Raw genomic sequence first — 17,737 nt, forward strand, 5'->3', positions numbered from 1 at the left:
TTACAATATTTGAACAACAAGATGATGAGGTGACGATAGTTGAAGTATGATTTTGACCGTGTAATTAACCGCCGCAATACGGGTTCCGTTAAATGGGATGAATGCGGAAAGCTGTTTGGAAACGAGAATATTCTGCCTTTGTGGGTAGCAGATATGGACTTTGAAAGCCCGCCTGCTGTGAAGGAGGCGCTGCTGCGTCGTGCAGAGCTGGGACTTTATGGATATAGCATCAGTGATGACTCCTATCAGGAAGCCATTATCTCCTGGTTTGAGAGAAGGCATGACTGGGTATTGAAGCGGGAGTGGATTGTTAATTCGCCTGGTGTCGTAGTCAGCCTGGGCTTGTGTGTGGAGCTGTTCAGCGGACCGGGGGATGGAGTGATTATTCAGACTCCTGTTTATGGTCCATTCTATGATGTGATCGAAATGAATGGTCGTACTATTGTTAAGAATCCACTGTTACAGCAGGGTGGCCGTTATGAGATGGATTATGAGGGTCTGGAGAGACTAATGCAGGATGGGGCAAAATTGATGATTCTGTGCAGCCCGCATAATCCCGTCGGCCGGATATGGGAACGTGATGAATTGCTCCGTCTGGGTGAGCTATGTCTGCAGTATGGAGTGACGGTTATCTCGGACGGTATTCATTGCGATATGGAGTTTGAAGGTCATAAGTACCTCTCGTTTGCCGGGTTGTCTCCGGAACTGGCGGACATTACGGTGACAGCCCTGTCTGTGACGAAGACCTTTAATTCGCCGGGACTGCAAACCTCCTTTATTGTGGTTTCCAACCCAGTACTGCGGCGAAAATTCAAACGTAGACTGGATGCATTGGGACTTAACAATCTTGGTTATTTTGCCGCTGAGGTCGTCAAGGCTGCTTACAATGAAAGTGAAGATTGGCTGGAAGAGCTAATTCAATACATTGCTGGCAATGTGAAATATGCTACCGATTATTTGGAACGCCATCTGCCGCAGATCGGCATTACCCGCCCGGATGGGACATACCTGCTATGGATTGACTGCCGAGCGCTTGGACTAGATGTTCCGGGCCTCAAGAAGCTAATGTACAAGGAAGCGCAAATTGCCTTCCAAGAAGGTTCAATTTTTGGCATCGAGGGCGAAGGTTATCTGCGAATCAATCTCGCCTGTCCCCGATCCACGCTGCAGGAAGCGCTGGAGCGCTTCGTCAGAGCTGTCGGGAGCCTAAACACACAGTAACATTATGTATATAACAAGGAGGCAACAGCGATGAACCCAACCAGACTTATTTTAGATGTAGACACAGGGATAGACGATGCATTGGCGATTTTATATGCCTTGAAAGCACCGAATGTGGTGGTCGAGGGGATTACGACGATTTTTGGAAATGTGGATGTGGAGCAGGCCACAGAGAATACGCTCCGACTGTTGACACTGGCACAGCCTGGGTATGAGATTCCGGTGGCCGTTGGTGCAGGCACAGCATTAGCGAAAAAGACCGCAGGATATGCCACCGGCGTTCATGGCGAGAACGGGATTGGCGGGGTGGAACTGGCTTCCTCCAGCCAGCAACCGGTCAAAGAAACTGCAGCGGAGTTTATCGTTCGTATCGCCAAGGAGAATCCCGGCGAGATTGTACTGGTCACGCTGGCTCATCTGACTAACTTGTCTAAGGCCCTGAAGTTGGAACCGAATCTGAAGAATCTGTTGAAGAAGGTTGTTGTGATGGGTGGTACAGTCTTCAGACCGGGTAATAAAACGCCGGTGGCGGAAGCCAATATATGGGGTGATCCTGAGGCAGCCGACCATGTATTCACCTCGGGTCTGCCACTGACGATGGTGGGACTGGATGTCACTCAGAAGACGGTTATTACGCGGGAGCACCTGAACCTTCTGCAACGTCAGGGACGGGAAGAGAATCGGGAGATCATCGCGTTCATGGATGAGTCGCTAACGCACTACTTCAAATTCTACCAGGAAGTGAACTATTTCATCGAAAGCGCGCCGCTGCATGATCCTTTGGCATTGATGGTGGCTCTGCAACCAGACCTGGTCACCACCCGCCAGATGAAGGTACGGGTGGAGTGTAAGGGCGAACATACTGCTGGTATGGTCGTTGCAGATCTGCGTCCTCAGCCTAAAGCGGGAGAGTTTATAGAGGTGGCAGTTGAGGTTGATACGGAGCGTGCCGTTGGCGTATTCCTCAGCGCCTTCATATAAACGTTCACTTTGTCTTCTTTAATTTGCTATATATATCATATTTGGTAAAATGATAGGGAGAAAAATAGAATAGCAAACTGAAATTCATATTCTCTTAGATTGGAGACTATCTATGAAACGGTTCAGCAAACTCTTATTATGCCTCGCTATCACCTTGAGCAGTGCCTCAGTCCTGCAGGCAAGTACTACTGAGGCGGCTGCAGCATCTGATGGGGTAAAGATCATCCTGGACGGATATCCCTTACCGTTCCCAGTGGAACCAGCTATGATGAACGGAACGACCATGGTCCCCTTCCGGGCAATATCGGAGGCGCTTGGCATCAAAGTGGAGTGGAATCAGGCTGCCAAGCAGATCACAGCCACCAAGGTGGATGCTACTAACGCCAAGGTGGTTGTCCTTACACTCGGCAGCAAGGACGCGACTGTCAATAGCGGAACGGTCAAGCTGGCCGTCGCTCCGCAAAATGTACGTGGCACTACGATGATTCCGCTGAGCTTCTTTAGCGGGCAGTTCGGTGCAGTGGTGACCTGGGATCAGGCGACCAAGACCGTCTCGATCACCTCCCCGAAGACGGACATGTATAAGCTCGGCTTCTACGCGCAGGGAGCTTATGGTGAGGTGTCGCTGATCCCGAGCTTCGACGCCGTAGCTTTCGGCTGGAGCCGGATTGACCGCAGCGGGAATTTTACAACCACAGGTGATGATTTCAGATGGCCGAAGCCAGCGGGAGATGTGACACCAGAATCTCTTGTCCTGGATGCGGCTGCCGGAGGAACCGAGCCTTACCTGATGGTCTATTCAGTGGATGGGAAGCTTGAGCTGACCAAGAACCTGGAGGACAAGGGGCTTCAGGAACAGACCATAACCAGCATTGTGGATACCGCGTCCCAAAAAGGGTTTAAAGGTATTGCACTCGATTTAGAGGGACTCGGGCTTACGGGGGACAAGGCTAAGGTGCAGGGAGAGTACAATGCTTTTGTGAAGAACCTGTCCACCAAAGCCAAGGCAGCAGGCTTGAAGCTTACCGTTATTCTTCACCCGCTTAACAGCTCTTATAAAGGTTATGATTATAAGACCCTCGGAAACTTAGCGGATGACCTGATCATTATGGCTTATGCCTATGAGGATGAATCCCGGCCTGAACCGATCAATAAGGTCGATGAGGGCATCCGGCTAGCTCTGCAGCAGGTCAGCAAGGACAAGCTGATTCTCGGCATTTCCGTACATAGCGAGAATGAGAGCTCGGTTAATGCCAAGATCGGGCTGGCTAAGCGATATGGTCTCAAAGGCATTGCCATCTGGCGGATCGGTATTATCGGGCAACCGGCCTTGGCTGAAATGAGCAAATCCGTGGAATTCTAGGGATATGTATCCGAAAAAACGTCTGTTGAACAGGATAGCAGCAGACTTCAAGCAGAAAGGCAGGAAACAGCTATGAATACACAGCATTCGCGCAAAGGTCAAAGTATTATCCAGGAAGTAAATGAAACAGAGGTTCCTTACGGTACGCTGGCGGTATGGTTTCTCGGGCAGGAAAGCGTCATTGTCAAAGGGGACGGGATTACTGTCTACATAGATCCGTATGTGTCCGAGAATCCGCATCGCACTTATCCCGCGCCGATCGGGCCTGAGGATATTACGAATGCCGATATCTGCTTGATCACACATGAACACCTTGATCATCTGGATACGGGTTCGATTCCTTCCATCGTGAAAAACAATACGGATATCCGCTTTGTGGCTCCGGCCGTATGCGCAGCACCACTGCACGAACTGGGTGTGAAGGAAGATCAGCTGCTGACCGCGAAGCCGGAGAACTGGATAGAGCTCGGACCCAAGCTGAAGGTATTGCCTGTTACAGCCTCGCATGAGCAGTTGGATCGAGACAGCGAAGGACTCCCACATTATGTCGGTTACATTCTAGAGCTGAATGGGGTCACACTCTATCATGCCGGGGACACTGTGTTGTTCCCTGAGTTAATTGAGACAGTGAGCCGTCAGGACATTGATCTGGCGATGCTGCCGATTAACGGGCGTGATTATTTCCGCAACCAGCGCGACATTGCCGGAAATATGGATTACCGGGAGGCAGCGGAGTTTGCGGCCGTAGCTGGATTCGAGACGGTTATTCCGCTGCACTATGATATTTTTGCTGGAAATGCTGAGAATCCAGGTTACTTTGTGGATTATCTCTACCGTCATTTCCCGGAGCAGAAATTCCATGTGATGGCCCGGGCGGAGCGATTCATCTATGTGTCGCCCAAGGCTTTTCTGAACAGCAAATAGAGCAATCATCTGTAAAAGGATAGATATGTAACGGAAACCCCTCGAAGTAATGAGGGGTTTTTGCTGTGTTTTGGGTGTTTGTACATATATATTTTGAACTAAAGAAAGAAACGAAAGGGGAGAAGGAGTGGAGGGGAAGATTGGAACTGCAGGAGCGTTTTCTAATTTGGTTTTCATTTACATAGAATAAAAATCACATAATCCTGTGCTGCAAACCTTTATAATCACTAAGGTTGACTTACTATTTTGCAGGAGGACTTGTGAACATGAAATATAAATCTCTGGAACTGGACAAACCGTTAACATACGAACTGGAGGGGCTGGAAATTGGGGTCACCTCTAACTGTAATTTTCGCTGCGATTACTGCTGTGCTTACAACCGAAATGATGGGCAAAGTATTGATGCCAAGGAAGTGATTACTATTCTGGAAGAACTGCCTGGGCTCAAAAGAGTACGTCTGTCCGGCGGTGAAGTAACATTGAAATACCAAGATTGCGTAGATATTGTAGCTTACTGTGCCTCACGCGGCATTCAGACGCAGTTGAACTCCAATGGCAGTCTGCTCAGCGCCGAGCGAATCCATAAACTGGTGGAAGCTGGATTAACCACGATCCATATTTCCTTCAATTTCACTACGGCAGAGGCATTTTCCAAGTATTATAATATCCACCCCAGTATTTATAAAAAGATCAGAGAAAATATCAGTCTCTTCGCGGCCACCCCGGTAGATACCGTGCTGGAGACGCTACTGTTCAGCGAAACGCAGGATAACATGAAGGCGATCAGTGACCACGTCTATGATATGGGGGTACGTACTCATGAGATTCAGAACAGTATCATCATGGGACATACTGGCTGGAAAGCCATTGCCGCGCGGGAGCAGCTCAAACAGGCTGTCAACGATTTGATCTCCCGTAAAAAAGACGATACCACGCTGTACTTTACTTGCATGGACCGCTTTATGGAGGAGATGGGCTTTCAGGAACAGCCGGGAGTATATTTCCCGCACTGCATCGAAGGCAAGAAACAGCTCCATCTGCATGGCAATGGTGATATCCTGATCTCCGAATTGTGCCATCCCGTGATCATCGGCAACATCTATAACGGCACTTCGCTCAAGGACTTGTACAGCAGCATGCCAGGACCACTGGCTCAATTTCTGGATAAGCAGCCCTGTCCGGCTAGGGATGCTTTGTTTCCCAAAAAGGTCTAAAGAACCGGATATTGCTCCGTAAAGTAGGATGAAAGACCAGGCCGGCCGGTGCTGAACACTGCCTGTTTTTTCATTCATTTAAACTTTTAAAACATTAAAATTTACATTTCGACAAAATATGATCTAATTTATTGTTTTTCGACTTTTTATATTCATTAACCAGGGCCCATATCCGATAGTAATGGTAATAAAAATGATTGCAATAATTGAATTCCTAAAAAGATTAGATCATGCCGGAAGGGTGTCGAGTACGATGAAGATTCGAATGAAATTATCGGTCATGCTGATTGCAGTAACTCTGTTTTCCACTGCAGTAATGGGTATATTTACCTACAACAAGTCAACCCACACGATACTTAATCTTACAGAATCTTCAATGGAGCAAGTTACGGACAACAAAGCAGAGAATATTGAAGCCATGATCGACAAGGAAAAGAGAAGTGTTGCACTGGTTGCCGGACAGACAGAGATCGCTGAACTGCTCCGAAAAGCTGGTAGAGGAGATATCCAGGCCGGCGACCCTTTGCAAAATGAGGTGAACACTAGGCTGCAGGGCCTGGTGAAAGACGCCGGTAATCTGGAGCATATGTTTGTAGTCGACATGAATGGGACGATCGTCGGAGATAGCGACACGAAATTGCTCGGAGTTAGCGTAGGAGACAGAGCCTATACGAAAAGCGTGCTTGCTTCTGGTGCGCCAGTGATCAGCGAAACGCTGAAATCGAAATCGACGGGTGCGTTCGTGATTGCTTTTGTCCACCCGGTGAAGAGTGACGGCAAAATGGCCGGGTTCATTGCTGCTGCTGTAACGGCCAATAGTATCACACAATATTTGGACGACGCCAAAGCTGTTAATGCCCCATCGTCCTATGCCTACCTAGTGGATGAGACAGGGATTATTCTCTATCATCCCGATGAGAGTAAAGTAGGAAGTGCCGTGGAGAACGCACAAATCAAGTCAGTCGTAGAGCAGGTCAAAGCTGGGGTGATGCCAAAGGACGCTTCTGTGGAATATGTGTATAAAGGTTTGCAGAAGAAAGCCTCTTACACAGTGCTGCCGGATACTAAATGGACACTGGTATTGACTGGCGATATTCACGAAATCAAGAAACCAGTGGAAGAGATGACGAAGTTCATTTTGTTGCTGGGTCTGGGAATTTTATTTGTTACGTTGATCACTGGATTATGGCTTGCTGGTAGAATTTCGTCCCCGATTGTTAAGCTGACCGAGTTGATTAACCGGACGGCCAAGCTGGACCTGAAGTATGATGCGCAGTACGAGTATTTGAAGAAGAACAAGGATGAGACAGGCACCATTGCCAAGGCGATGTTCGAGACACGTGTAGTGCTTCGGGAGATGGCTGGTAGCCTGCTTGCGATCTCGACCAAGGTGCTGGGTAATGCTGAGACCCTGGAGAAGCTGTCCATTGAAGTGCGCGAGAATGCACATGACAACTCGTCTACGGCAGAGCAGCTGTCAGCGGGTATGGAGGAGACGGCGGCTTCCACTGAGGAAATGACAGCAGCCATCCATGAGATTGAGACCCATGTACATATGATCTCCGGTAGAGCCAAAGAGGGGGCTGAAGTGTCCAGCCTGATTACACAGCGGGCCTTGACACTCCAGCATGATGCAATGTCATCTACGGATAAGGCCAAAACGATCTATGAAACGGTACGTACCGATATGGAAAAGTCGATCGAGCGCTCCCATGCCATTGCGGAGATCAATGTACTGACCGATACGATACTTTCGATTACGAGTCAGACGAATCTTCTGGCCTTGAATGCGGCGATCGAAGCCGCGCGGGCGGGAGAAGCAGGCAGGGGATTCGCCGTAGTAGCCGGGGAGATTCGCAAGCTGGCTGAGAAATCTTCTGCGACGGCGGCTGGTATTCAGGGTGTTGTGCAGAATGTATATTCTTCTGTTGAGCAGATGAAAGACAACTCCGAAGCGATCCTTGCTTTTATCGACCAAAATGTTCTGGGAGACTACGGGCGACTGGTAGAAGTCAGTGAGCGTTATAATACGGATGCTCAGATGGTCAATGCACTGATGCATCAGTTCGAATCCGCCGCGGATCACTTGAGTGAGGGTGTAACGAGCATTACCGTTGCTGTGAATCAAGTGGCGGCAACAGTGAATGAAGGCGCCGTTGGTGTGCAGGATATTGCGGTAAAAACAGCGGATATCGTGGAAAAGAGCTTTGAGGAAGCCGCGATGGCAGATGCTAACACCCAGAGTGCCAAGGAAATGCTGGCACTTGTTGAGAAGTTCAAAATTTAGCACAAGCTGCTATAAGGCGAATGCAAGAAGGTAGCGGCCCATTTGCTTAAAAAATAATGCTTAAAAAGAACATGGTGGTACTCAGGAGGATTCCTGAACCCGTCATGTTCTTTTTGTGGTCGACGCCCCTTGAGCAAAGGATGGACAAGCGGAAGGCTAACGAATTGCTATCGAGTTGCTAACGAGTTGCTTCAGAAGGTTGAAACTCATGCATGGGGGCTAACGGACCCTACCGTCGTTCTTTGCACATCAAGCAGCATCTGGAACATGTAACGGACTCAGGGGACGCTATTTCCTCCCAAATCGTGGATTTTACACAGGATTTCTGCTCATAACGTCTTTGGAGTCCGTTACCAGATGGAACAAGAAGGCAAGTACAGATTTCGAGATAGATCCATAAATCTAATGATGGATGTTCTCAAAGAAACTACGTTTTCAACAGTCTGACATTTCACCCCCTTTTTAATGAAGAAGTCTAACCTCGTCTGGTTTCCGGTTGTTTGGAACATACTGTTAATTATAAATAAGCACGTGGGCTGCCTTCACTGCAGGGCAGACAGCGTGTACCCGTTCTGGACAAGGGGCTGGTAGAATGTACGGGGTAATGCTAGTTGACGATGAGAAGAGTGTTCGCAGCAGCATCAAGTCCAAGATTGACTGGAAGGCTGCGGGGTTCGAGATTGTGTCAGAGGCAGGGAGCGCAAGCGAAGCATTGAAGCTATTGAAGCGCAAACCCCTGCCCCAGGTAATCATCTCCGATATGCGAATGCCGCAGATGGACGGTATCGAATTCATCCGGATATGCAAGGAAAAGTATCCTGGGCTGCGGACAGTGGCGCTGTCGGGATACTCTGACTTTGAGGATCTGCGTGAAGCCGTCAGGCTTGGCGTGAAGGATTACTTGCTGAAGCCTGTTGCACGTGATGAACTGAATGCACTGCTTGCTAAACTTGCGATTGATCTTCGCGAAGGACAGGGTTCTGCTCAGTCTTCCAGGCTGAAAGCGAAAACGGCTGTACGAAGCGAGCAGTTGTGGCTTCTACAGGAGGATTATCTGCTGCAACTGGTGAAGGGGGAGTGGTACAGTACCGGCGCTGTGAGGGAACGGCTTGCGCAACTGGGATTGGCCTCACTTACCGGGAATGACCTGAGGGCGCAGTTTGTGGCAGTGGAGATGCATCTGCCGCCCGTATGGTTGACCGAGCGGCAGGAACGGCGCGAATTGCTGTACCAGGGTTTTCAGAGTCTATGCCGTGAGACAGCGGCCAGGTGGAAAGGTATTTATCCGTTCAGCGATTTCGGGAATCCGGCGATGATGTATTTCCTCGTCTCTCTTAAGAAGGAGACCGCAGAAGAGAACAAGACCGTCCGGTTTTCGCAGGAACTGCAAAAGGCATCTGGAGCCGAGTTGATGCTGGACAGTGCGGCAGGAGTCGGGATGGAATTCAAAGGACTCAAGAATTTGAAGAACGGATTTGCTTCTGTTCTATGGAATTGGAGCCGTAGCAGGGAGGGCGATGGCGATAATGAGACGGACCTGCAGACTCTACCTGCGTTTTCCCCAAGTACGGAACGAAAACTGACAAACAGCATTGAACTATGCGAGAGGCAGGCTGTCCGAGAACAATTGGTGGGTATTTTTACAAGTAAGGATGTAGAAGAACGCTCTGCCACTGAGTACAACTTTCTGGCTCTGCGAATCCAACTGCTACTGGTGGCTCTGGCCGGGAAGTATGCTTCCACTGGTTCCTCGCTTCAGAATTATCTCTGGAATGGACAGTTGCTGCTTTCCAGTCATCGCTCCGGTGAATGGTTGTTGGAAGCGCTCAGCGAAAGAGCCCAGAAGGTAATAGAGGAAGTGGAGAAGACGGAAGGCTGGAATGGAGTGCTGCTGGTCGAGGTGGTCAGAAAGTACGTGGAGGCCAATTATGGCTATGGATTGAGTCTTCCAATACTGGCGAACAAATACCATTTGAATGAAGCAGACTTGTCGCGGTTGTTCAAGCAGCATGTCGGTTCCAGTTTGAGTGACTATGTGAGTGGTGTGAGGGCAGCAAAGGCCGAGCCATTCCTTCAGGAGAACATACTAAAGCTGTCCGATATTGCCGTGGCCGTCGGTTATGCAGGAACAGATGAGTTCAGCGCTGCCTTCAAGAAGCACTATGACAAGACCCCGAAAGAGTATCGGGAGCGCTATAGCAAGATGCGTTCAGAAGCATAGGAAAACACCTCCAAGGATGTCTTCCTACCATAAGACAAGGTTCCATTCTCTTGAAGGTGTTTTGATTTGTCTCGCGTTATGGGGGCAGTCCTAAGGTACTGGAGAGGCTCCTGTACCTCTTTCTGCTGTGGCTTGCTCTAAGCGGCGGAACAACGAGAGAATCCCAAAGCAGCAAGCAACCCAGGTCAGCGGTATTGGGCTGCCACGCGGCCATCTTATACCGGAAGATGATCCGCAGGGGCTTCTTGAGGCGCCAGCTCACTTTTTGATCCACTAACCAATAGTTACTTGGTGATCAGGTAGATAGCTTCATCTGGAACGACTGCATATTCGCATTGCTCCCGCATATCCTTCAGCCGTACAATGCCTTCACTAGCTTCATTCTCACCGATCAGAACGACATATCGGATGCCCTTGGTAGAGGCAGAGGCCAGCATTTTTTTGAGCTTCCGCTTCCCGGTCTCAACCGTGGTACGGATACCTTCCTTACGAAGCTGGGCGGCGGTCATCAGTGCCTGTGCCATTGTATCGTCGCCTATCGGGACAATCATGACGGAGGCGTTATTCTCTTCCACCTTGCGTTCACCCAGGAGTGCCATGATCGATTCCATGCCAAAAGACAATCCAACCGTCGGGTACGCCATATCTTCCCGTTCAACGAGCTTCCCAATGATGGCGTCATATCTTCCGCCACCGCCGAGACTGGAAGTGAAAGTGCCGGTAGCATCGAAAATCTCATATACCGTACCGGTGTAGAAGGATAGACCTCGCGACAGGAACGGATCGAATGGACAGGTCTCCTGCAGCCCAATTTCTGAGATCAGGTTCTGAAGGGCCAGTACCTCCACAGCGCCGGGTTGTCCGGTGAGGTTGTACTTGCTACACAGTTGTTCAAAACCGGGATTCTCCATCCCGATCAGTTCGAGAATGGCGGCGGCTGTATCACTGTTAAGTCCCTTAGCCGCCAGCTCACTTTTCACGCCAGCGATACCGACTTTTTGCAGCTTATCCAGGGTTAGCATCACCGATAAGCTGTCGGTGGCTGGAACGCCAAGAGCTTCGAGAATTTCGCCCAGAAAGCGCCGGTTGTTCCATTTCATCACGACAGGGATCTCCAGCTTGCGGAAGACCTCGTCTGCAAGCTGCATCAGCTCGGCTTCTGCCTCTGGGCCGGAAATGCCGACGACATCGGCATCACATTGCAGGAATTCCCGCAGCCGTCCCCGCTTGACCGGACCGTCGCGGAATACTTTTCCGATCTCATAACGCTTGAACGGCAATTCAATTCCGGGATTCAGGGCAATCACTTTGGCGAAGGGGATGGTTAAATCATAGCGAAGTCCCAATCTGCGTTCTCCCTGATCGCTGAGCTGGTACATCTCCTTCAGGATCTCATCGCCTCCGGCGTACTTTGAAGTCAACAGCTCTAATTCGTTCAGCAATGTGGTGTCCATAGATTCATAATCATATAGCGCGAACTGTTCTTCGAGGAGGGTTTGAACTTTTTTTCGCAGCCGTTGCTCTTTTCCGAAGTAATCGTAGGTTCCTTTAACGTTTTGCATGGTTGGCAGCTCCTTTAAATTGGCATGGTAATAGATAAAAAGAACAAAAAAACGCGCAGGACCTCTTGGTCCTGCGCGTTCTCATATGCCGCAGGGAGGCCAAACGCGAAAGCGTTAGCCCGCCCTGAATAGTTACAGGGGTGCTAACGCTGTTTGTAGTAATGATGGAGATGATTCAATATAAAGGTCGTTGTAGTAAGACACATAGTGAATCAGCTCCTTTTTCTTCATGATTACAGCAGATTATAACGGATAATGTTAGGTCTTGCAAGTCAATACTTTTCATATCGTCTCAATTAAGGTAGGCGAATGGCTGTGTGTAGGCTATAATGAGACGTCCATGTACTATTATTATTTATAGCGAAAAGGGAGCATACCCATGAACACCTCACACATTATTTCCCGCACAGAGGAATTTGTGCAGGAGCAACTGGGCCAGGATACGACGGGCCATGATTGGTGGCATTCCGATAGAGTCAGAAATACCGCCTGTGCCATTGCGGCGCAGGAGCAGGCAGACCCCTTCATCTGTGCCATGGCGGCACTGCTGCATGATGTCGCCGACGAGAAATTGAATCCTTCTAAGGAAGCTGGAATGGGGAAGGTCCGCGATTGGCTCCTGTCCTGTCTGGAGGATCATGGTCAGATTGATCATATCCTCGAGATTATTGGCACTATGTCTTATAGCGGTGGTGGGGGCGAACCGATGAAGACCCTGGAAGGGCAGGTGGTGCAGGATGCGGACCGTCTGGATGCACTTGGCGCGGTCGGCATTGCTCGTACATTCGTATTCTCAGGAGCGAAAGGACGCCCAATGCATGATCCCGGTTTGCCTCCACGCGAGGAGTCGCTGAAATCAGAGTACCGGGATTACAGTAAAGGAACAGCGGTCAATCATTTTTATGAGAAGCTGCTGAAGCTGAAAGATCTGATGAATACGCCTTATGGGCGTAAGTTGGCCGAGGAACGGCATGAGTTTATGCTTCATTTTCTAGAGGAGTTCTACAAGGAATGGAATGCGGGCAGCTAGCTGCTACTTGGGTAAAGAAGAGGTTGAATAATGAGCGGATTACAATTTAAGGATTATGGACTACAAGAAGATATTCTGAAAGCGCTGGAGGCACTCTCCTATGTGGCGCCCACAGAAGTACAGAGCAAGGTTATTCCCACAGCGCTGACGGGGCGGGATCTGATCGTCAAATCACAAACCGGCAGCGGAAAAACAGCGGCCTTCGGGATTCCGGTCTGCGAGCTGGTGGATTGGGCAGAGAATAAGCCACAAGCGCTGATCCTGACGCCTACACGGGAGCTTGCTGCGCAGGTGCAGAGTGATATTACCAACATCGGACGCCTCAAGCGGATCAAAGCGGTAGCCTTGGTCGGTAAATCGCCTTTTGCCCCGCAGAAGGTCGAGCTTACGCAAAAAACGCATGTCGTTGTGGGGACGCCCGGACGTGTGTTTGACCATATTGAACGAGGCACATTGCCGCTGAACCGGCTGAAATACCTCGTTATTGACGAAGCGGATGAAATGCTTAACATGGGCTTCATTGAGCAAGTGGAGGCGATTATCAAGAAGCTGCCGGGGGATCGGGTGACCTTGTTATTCTCCGCAACTTTGCCGGACAAGGTCAAGAATCTGTGCCGCAAGTACATGAATGATCCTGTGGATATTGAGATTCAGGCCAACGGCATCACCACGGCGACCATCGAGCATGCGCTAATTGAGGTGAGACCCGCAGCCAAATTCTCGTTGCTGAGCGATCTTCTCACCGTGGAGAACCCGGACAGCTGCATTATCTTCTGCCGGACCCAAGAGCAGGTGAATGATCTGTTCCGCGGCCTAGCCGAGCTGGAGTACCCGTGCGACAAGATCCACGGCGGCATGATGCAGGACGAACGCTTTGAGGTCATGAATGCTTTTAAAAGAGGCCAGTTCCGTTACATGATTGCCACCGACGTAGCCGCACGAGGAATCGACATCGAGAATATCACTCATGTGATCAACTATGATATCCCGCTGGAGAAAGAAAGTTATGTTCACCGGACGGGAAGAACTGCGCGGGGGGGCAAATCAGGTAAAGCCATCACTTTTGTGACGCCGAATGAGCATAAATGGGTCAAGGAAATTGAAAGCTATATTGGCTTCAGCATCCCTGTGATGCCGGTTCCTTCTGATAATGACGTAGCTGCAGCGCAAGAAGCGTTCGGGCAGAAGATCAACAGACAGCCAGTACGCAAGAAGGACCGGAGTGAAGACTTAAGCAAGGACATCATGAAGCTGTACTTTAACGGCGGCAAGAAGAAGAAACTCCGCGCGGTTGATTTTGTCGGAACACTGGCGAAGCTCGATGGGGTGACTGCAGAAGATATCGGAATTATCACGATACAAGATAACGTGTCTTACGTGGATATTCTGAACGGCAAAGGCCCACAGGTGCTTCAGGCGATGCGGGAGACTACCGTGAAGGGCAAGCTGCTGAAAGTGCATATCGCGAAAAAATAAGCTACACTGCTATCTGAGGAAGGCTACTGTTTTCTGGTGATTGTACGCAAAAAAACAGGTCAACCAGAACGCTCTGGTTAACCTGTTCATCTGAAGCTGCCCCGCGTTCATGAAGCGAACGCTGGGGCAGCTTTTCTTTTGGGCAAAGGCCGATTCTCTGGTACATCTCTGAGCTATTGAATGCTATGCGTTAAACTGCACCTGATGCAGGCGGCTGTAAATTCCGCCGGCATTAACCAGTTCATCATGGCGTCCTTGCTCAGCGATACCATCTTCGTTAACAACGATAATTCGGTCGGCATTCTTGATGGTCGTCAGGCGGTGGGCGATGACCAGCGTGGTCCGGCCCACGGACAACTCGCTCAGTGACTGCTGGATCGCGGCTTCTGTCTCCGTATCAAGCGCTGAGGTCGCTTCGTCGAGAATCAGAATCGGTGGATTCTTCAGAAACATTCTCGCGATAGCCAGGCGTTGCTTCTGCCCACCGGACAGCTTCACGCCACGCTCGCCGATCACGGTCTCCATCCCCTCCGGCAGATTCTGGATCAGTTCTTCCAGATGGGCCCGACGGGCGGCTTCCCAGATCTCCGGCAGCTGGGCATCCAGTTTGCCATAAGCAATGTTCTCACGGATCGTGCCGGAGAACAGGAACACATCCTGCTGTACAATACCAATCTGCTTGCGCAGCGAAGTCAGCTTCAAGTCACGAATATCAATGCCGTCGACGGTAATCGCTCCTCCAGTGACATCATAGAAGCGGGGTAGCAGGCTGCAGATGGTCGTCTTGCCTGCACCAGAGGGACCGACAAAGGCGACTGTTTCTCCGGCCTTGACGTTCAGGCTGATGCCCTTCAGCACCGGCCGCTGCTCATCATAACCGAAGGTGACGTCCTGGAAGGCGATATCGCCACGTAATGCATTGACGTCTACGGCGTCCGGCTTGTCGCTGATCTCTGGTTCGGTGTCTATGATCTCCAGGTAACGTCTGAAGCCGGCGATGCCCTTAGGATAACTTTCGATAACGGCGTTGATCTTCTCAATTGGGCGGAAGAAGACATTGGACAACAGGATGAAAGCAACAAACTCACCGATGGCCAGCTCGCCTTGAATAAAGAACCATGCGCCGCTGATCATCACCAGAACGGTAATGAGGCGGGTCATCATATAGGTGACGGACAAGCTTTTTGCCATGATTTTATAGGCCAGCAGCTTCGTGCGACGGAACATTTGGTTGTCTACTGCGAACAGCTCTTTTTCATGATCTTCATTGGCAAAGGATTGTACCACGCGGATACCACCGACATTGTCTTCAATACGGGCATTGAAGTTGCCGACATTGCCGAAGAGCTGGCGATAGGTCGTGGTCATATTGCGTCCGAAGTAAATAATGACCCAAGCCATGATAGGAACGATGACGAAGGTAATGATGGCGAGCTTGAGATTGATGTCTGCCATCAGGATAAAGGCACCGACCAAGGTCATGACCGCGATGAAAACATCTTCCGGTCCATGGTGCGCCATCTCGCCGATATCATTCAGGTCGTTGGTAATCCGGCCGATCAGATGGCCGGTTTTGTTATTATCGAAGAAACGGAAAGATAATTTCTGGATGTGGTCGAACATTTTTTTACGCATATCCGTTTCGATGTTAATCCCCAGCATGTGGCCCCAATAGGTCACGATATACTGCATCACAGTATTGAGGGCGTAGATCGCAAGAAGCGCAACACAGGCAATGAGAATGAGTGGCCAATCCTGGCCTGGGAGCAGGTCGTCTATAAATTTGTTAACGGCCACTGGAAATGCAAGCTCGAGCAACCCCGCGCCGACTGCGCAGGAGAAGTCGATGATAAATAGCTTTCTGTAGGGCCGATAATAGGATGCAAACCGACGGATCATCTTACTTCACTTCTTTCTGTTATTAAAATATGTGGGATTATAACTGGCTTGGTAGGTATAATCTCCATTATTAGGATACTAAAGAGGCATCTTTGATTTGTCAATGCTGTGTTTGCCGTGCACAAAGCGTATAATAGGTTGGATTGGACTTGTAAGACCCATAGCATGATCCATTCCTGTCAGGTTTTTGGCCTGCGGGTATTTTTTTGGCCCCAAGGAGGAAATAACATCATGAAAACAAGACATGGACAAGCAGCCACAGACGATAAAAAATCTACATCCCGATCCCGAATGGACAACTGGCTGCTTATTCTGGGAATTATAATTGTAGCGGCGGCCCTGCGGGCTCCGTTTACTTCCGTTGGACCGCTGGTCAAGACGATCCGCGACGATTTGGGCTTATCCAATACAGCAGCTGGGGCGATCACTACGCTGCCGTTGCTGGCCTTCGCGCTGTTGTCCCCGTTCGCCCCCAGGCTGGCTCGCCGGTTCGGCCTGGCGAATGTGCTGGTTGCATCAATGTTGCTGCTGTCGATAGGCATTCTGATCCGCTCTGCTGCGGGGACGGGGATGCTGTTTCTTGGCACGGCTATTCTGGGGCTTTCCATCGCTGTCTGTAATGTGCTGCTGCCCGGGCTTATCAAAGGGAAATTTCCACAGAATACCGGACTGATGACCGGGATTTACTCTGTATCCATGAATCTGTGCGCCGCTGTCGCTTCAGGCATCAGTGTACCCCTGGCTACCCAGACTGGTCTCGGCTGGAAAGGGACGCTGGCCATCTGGTTTGTCATTGCTGCCCTGTCCACACTGCTCTGGATTCCGCAAATCCGCAATCTCGAGCAGCGTTCCCCGGGAGCCGCTCTCGCTACCGGAGGGAATCTGTGGCGTTCTGGATTGGCGTGGCAGGTTACAATTTTTATGGGTCTGCAATCGCTGCTCTACTATGTCATGGTCGCCTGGTTTTCCGTTATTCTGGTGGAACGGGGGATGACTCTGAGTCATGCCGGCTGGATTCTGTCCATTATGCAGCTTGCCCAGCTTCCGTTCACCTTTTTTATCCCTCTTCTGGCCGGACGGATGAAAAATCAGCGAAGTTTCGTTATCGGCATCGTTGTGCTCTATATAGTAGGCATTGGAGGCGTATGGCTCGGCAGTACGTCATGGATGCTGCTGTGGGCTTGTTCTATCGGGATCGCCGGTGGTTCTTCCTTCGGACTGGTGATGATGTTCTTCAGCCTGCGGACACGGAGCACACAGCAAGCCGCTGAGCTGTCGGGCATGGCCCAATCCATCGGCTATATGCTGGCGGCAGCGGGACCCGCTCTGTTCGGGCTATTGCATGACCTGACTGGCAGCTGGACGTTACCGCTGATTTTGCTGCTCGGAGCCAGCGTAGTGCTGCTGTTCGTAGGACTTGGCGCGGGAAGCAACAAATATGTTGAAGATCAGAGACTGCGCGTCGTGGACAAGCAGTCCTAATACTTCATCTATAAAAGGGTAAAGCCGCCGGAACTACCGGCGGCTTTGCTGTACGTATAGTGATCTCAGAAGCGCTC

At 50.3% G+C, this 17,737-nt stretch carries 12 protein-coding genes; 10 read left to right on the top strand and 2 right to left on the bottom strand.

Features of this window, described 5'->3' with window-relative positions; translation table 11 throughout:
- The first annotated feature begins 39 nt into the window (after positions 1 to 39).
- From ACFVRY_RS16390 to ACFVRY_RS16420, 7 genes are all read left to right on the top strand, one after another.
- Entirely contained in the window at positions 40 to 1,221 is a 1,182-nt protein-coding gene (locus tag ACFVRY_RS16390) for a MalY/PatB family protein (protein WP_387501292.1), read from the top strand.
- A gap of 30 nt (positions 1,222 to 1,251) precedes the next feature.
- On the top strand, positions 1,252 to 2,202 hold the full coding sequence (locus tag ACFVRY_RS16395; RefSeq protein ID WP_387501293.1) for a nucleoside hydrolase: 951 nt from the start codon (positions 1,252 to 1,254) through the stop codon (positions 2,200 to 2,202).
- A gap of 112 nt (positions 2,203 to 2,314) precedes the next feature.
- Entirely contained in the window at positions 2,315 to 3,565 is a 1,251-nt protein-coding gene (locus ACFVRY_RS16400) for a stalk domain-containing protein (RefSeq protein WP_387501294.1), read from the top strand.
- A 72-nt stretch (positions 3,566 to 3,637) separates the two neighbouring features.
- Entirely contained in the window at positions 3,638 to 4,489 is an 852-nt protein-coding gene (locus ACFVRY_RS16405; protein WP_387501295.1) for an MBL fold metallo-hydrolase, read from the top strand.
- Positions 4,490 to 4,755: 266 nt separating this feature from the next.
- A complete protein-coding gene (locus tag ACFVRY_RS16410; protein ID WP_387501296.1) occupies positions 4,756 to 5,703 on the top strand; it encodes a radical SAM protein in 948 nt (315 codons plus the stop codon).
- Between the two features lie 253 nt (positions 5,704 to 5,956).
- A complete protein-coding gene (locus tag ACFVRY_RS16415; RefSeq protein ID WP_387501297.1) occupies positions 5,957 to 7,990 on the top strand; it encodes a methyl-accepting chemotaxis protein in 2,034 nt (677 codons plus the stop codon).
- A 592-nt stretch (positions 7,991 to 8,582) separates the two neighbouring features.
- The gene (locus tag ACFVRY_RS16420; RefSeq protein ID WP_387501298.1) at positions 8,583 to 10,211 is read left to right on the top strand and encodes a response regulator transcription factor; all 1,629 of its coding nucleotides are present in this window, start codon (positions 8,583 to 8,585) and stop codon (positions 10,209 to 10,211) included.
- Between the two features lie 284 nt (positions 10,212 to 10,495).
- On the opposite strand, the gene ACFVRY_RS16425 is transcribed toward ACFVRY_RS16420, so the two are convergent.
- Positions 10,496 to 11,773 (bottom strand): histidine--tRNA ligase, encoded by a 1,278-nt coding sequence (locus ACFVRY_RS16425; protein ID WP_387501299.1) that lies wholly within the window; start codon positions 11,771 to 11,773, stop codon positions 10,496 to 10,498.
- 379 nt (positions 11,774 to 12,152) lie between these two features.
- Between ACFVRY_RS16425 and ACFVRY_RS16430 the strand changes: the two genes are divergently transcribed.
- Positions 12,153 to 12,803, top strand: coding sequence for an HD domain-containing protein (locus ACFVRY_RS16430; protein ID WP_387501300.1), 651 nt, complete (start codon positions 12,153 to 12,155; stop codon positions 12,801 to 12,803).
- A gap of 30 nt (positions 12,804 to 12,833) precedes the next feature.
- On the top strand, positions 12,834 to 14,279 hold the full coding sequence (locus ACFVRY_RS16435) for a DEAD/DEAH box helicase (RefSeq protein ID WP_387501301.1): 1,446 nt from the start codon (positions 12,834 to 12,836) through the stop codon (positions 14,277 to 14,279).
- Positions 14,280 to 14,462: 183 nt separating this feature from the next.
- On the opposite strand, the gene ACFVRY_RS16440 is transcribed toward ACFVRY_RS16435, so the two are convergent.
- Positions 14,463 to 16,178 carry an ABC transporter ATP-binding protein gene (locus ACFVRY_RS16440; RefSeq protein ID WP_387501302.1) on the bottom strand — a complete coding sequence of 572 codons (1,716 nt, stop codon included), beginning with the start codon at positions 16,176 to 16,178 and terminating at the stop codon, positions 14,463 to 14,465.
- 231 nt (positions 16,179 to 16,409) lie between these two features.
- Here ACFVRY_RS16440 and ACFVRY_RS16445 point away from each other — a divergent pair, with 231 nt between their 5' ends.
- Positions 16,410 to 17,660, top strand: a complete 1,251-nt coding sequence (locus ACFVRY_RS16445; RefSeq protein ID WP_387501303.1) for a CynX/NimT family MFS transporter — start codon at positions 16,410 to 16,412, stop codon at positions 17,658 to 17,660.
- The last annotated feature ends 77 nt before the right edge of the window (positions 17,661 to 17,737 follow it).

This window comes from Paenibacillus sp. NPDC057934 (assembly GCF_042887565.1).
Lineage (GTDB): Bacteria > Bacillota > Bacilli > Paenibacillales > Paenibacillaceae > Paenibacillus_AQ.

Excerpts from the sequence above, each read along its gene's own strand:
- ACFVRY_RS16395 (WP_387501293.1), top strand. The coding sequence starts at position 1,252 with ATGAACCCAACCAGACTTATTTTAGATGTAGACACAGGGATAGACGAT.
- ACFVRY_RS16400 (WP_387501294.1), top strand. The coding sequence starts at position 2,315 with ATGAAACGGTTCAGCAAACTCTTATTATGCCTCGCTATCACCTTGAGC.
- ACFVRY_RS16405 (WP_387501295.1), top strand. The coding sequence starts at position 3,638 with ATGAATACACAGCATTCGCGCAAAGGTCAAAGTATTATCCAGGAAGTA.
- ACFVRY_RS16410 (WP_387501296.1), top strand. The coding sequence starts at position 4,756 with ATGAAATATAAATCTCTGGAACTGGACAAACCGTTAACATACGAACTG.
- ACFVRY_RS16415 (WP_387501297.1), top strand. The coding sequence starts at position 5,957 with ATGAAGATTCGAATGAAATTATCGGTCATGCTGATTGCAGTAACTCTG.
- ACFVRY_RS16420 (WP_387501298.1), top strand. The coding sequence starts at position 8,583 with ATGTACGGGGTAATGCTAGTTGACGATGAGAAGAGTGTTCGCAGCAGC.
- ACFVRY_RS16425 (WP_387501299.1), bottom strand. The coding sequence starts at position 11,773 with ATGCAAAACGTTAAAGGAACCTACGATTACTTCGGAAAAGAGCAACGG.
- ACFVRY_RS16430 (WP_387501300.1), top strand. The coding sequence starts at position 12,153 with ATGAACACCTCACACATTATTTCCCGCACAGAGGAATTTGTGCAGGAG.
- ACFVRY_RS16435 (WP_387501301.1), top strand. The coding sequence starts at position 12,834 with ATGAGCGGATTACAATTTAAGGATTATGGACTACAAGAAGATATTCTG.
- ACFVRY_RS16440 (WP_387501302.1), bottom strand. The coding sequence starts at position 16,178 with ATGATCCGTCGGTTTGCATCCTATTATCGGCCCTACAGAAAGCTATTT.
- ACFVRY_RS16445 (WP_387501303.1), top strand. The coding sequence starts at position 16,410 with ATGAAAACAAGACATGGACAAGCAGCCACAGACGATAAAAAATCTACA.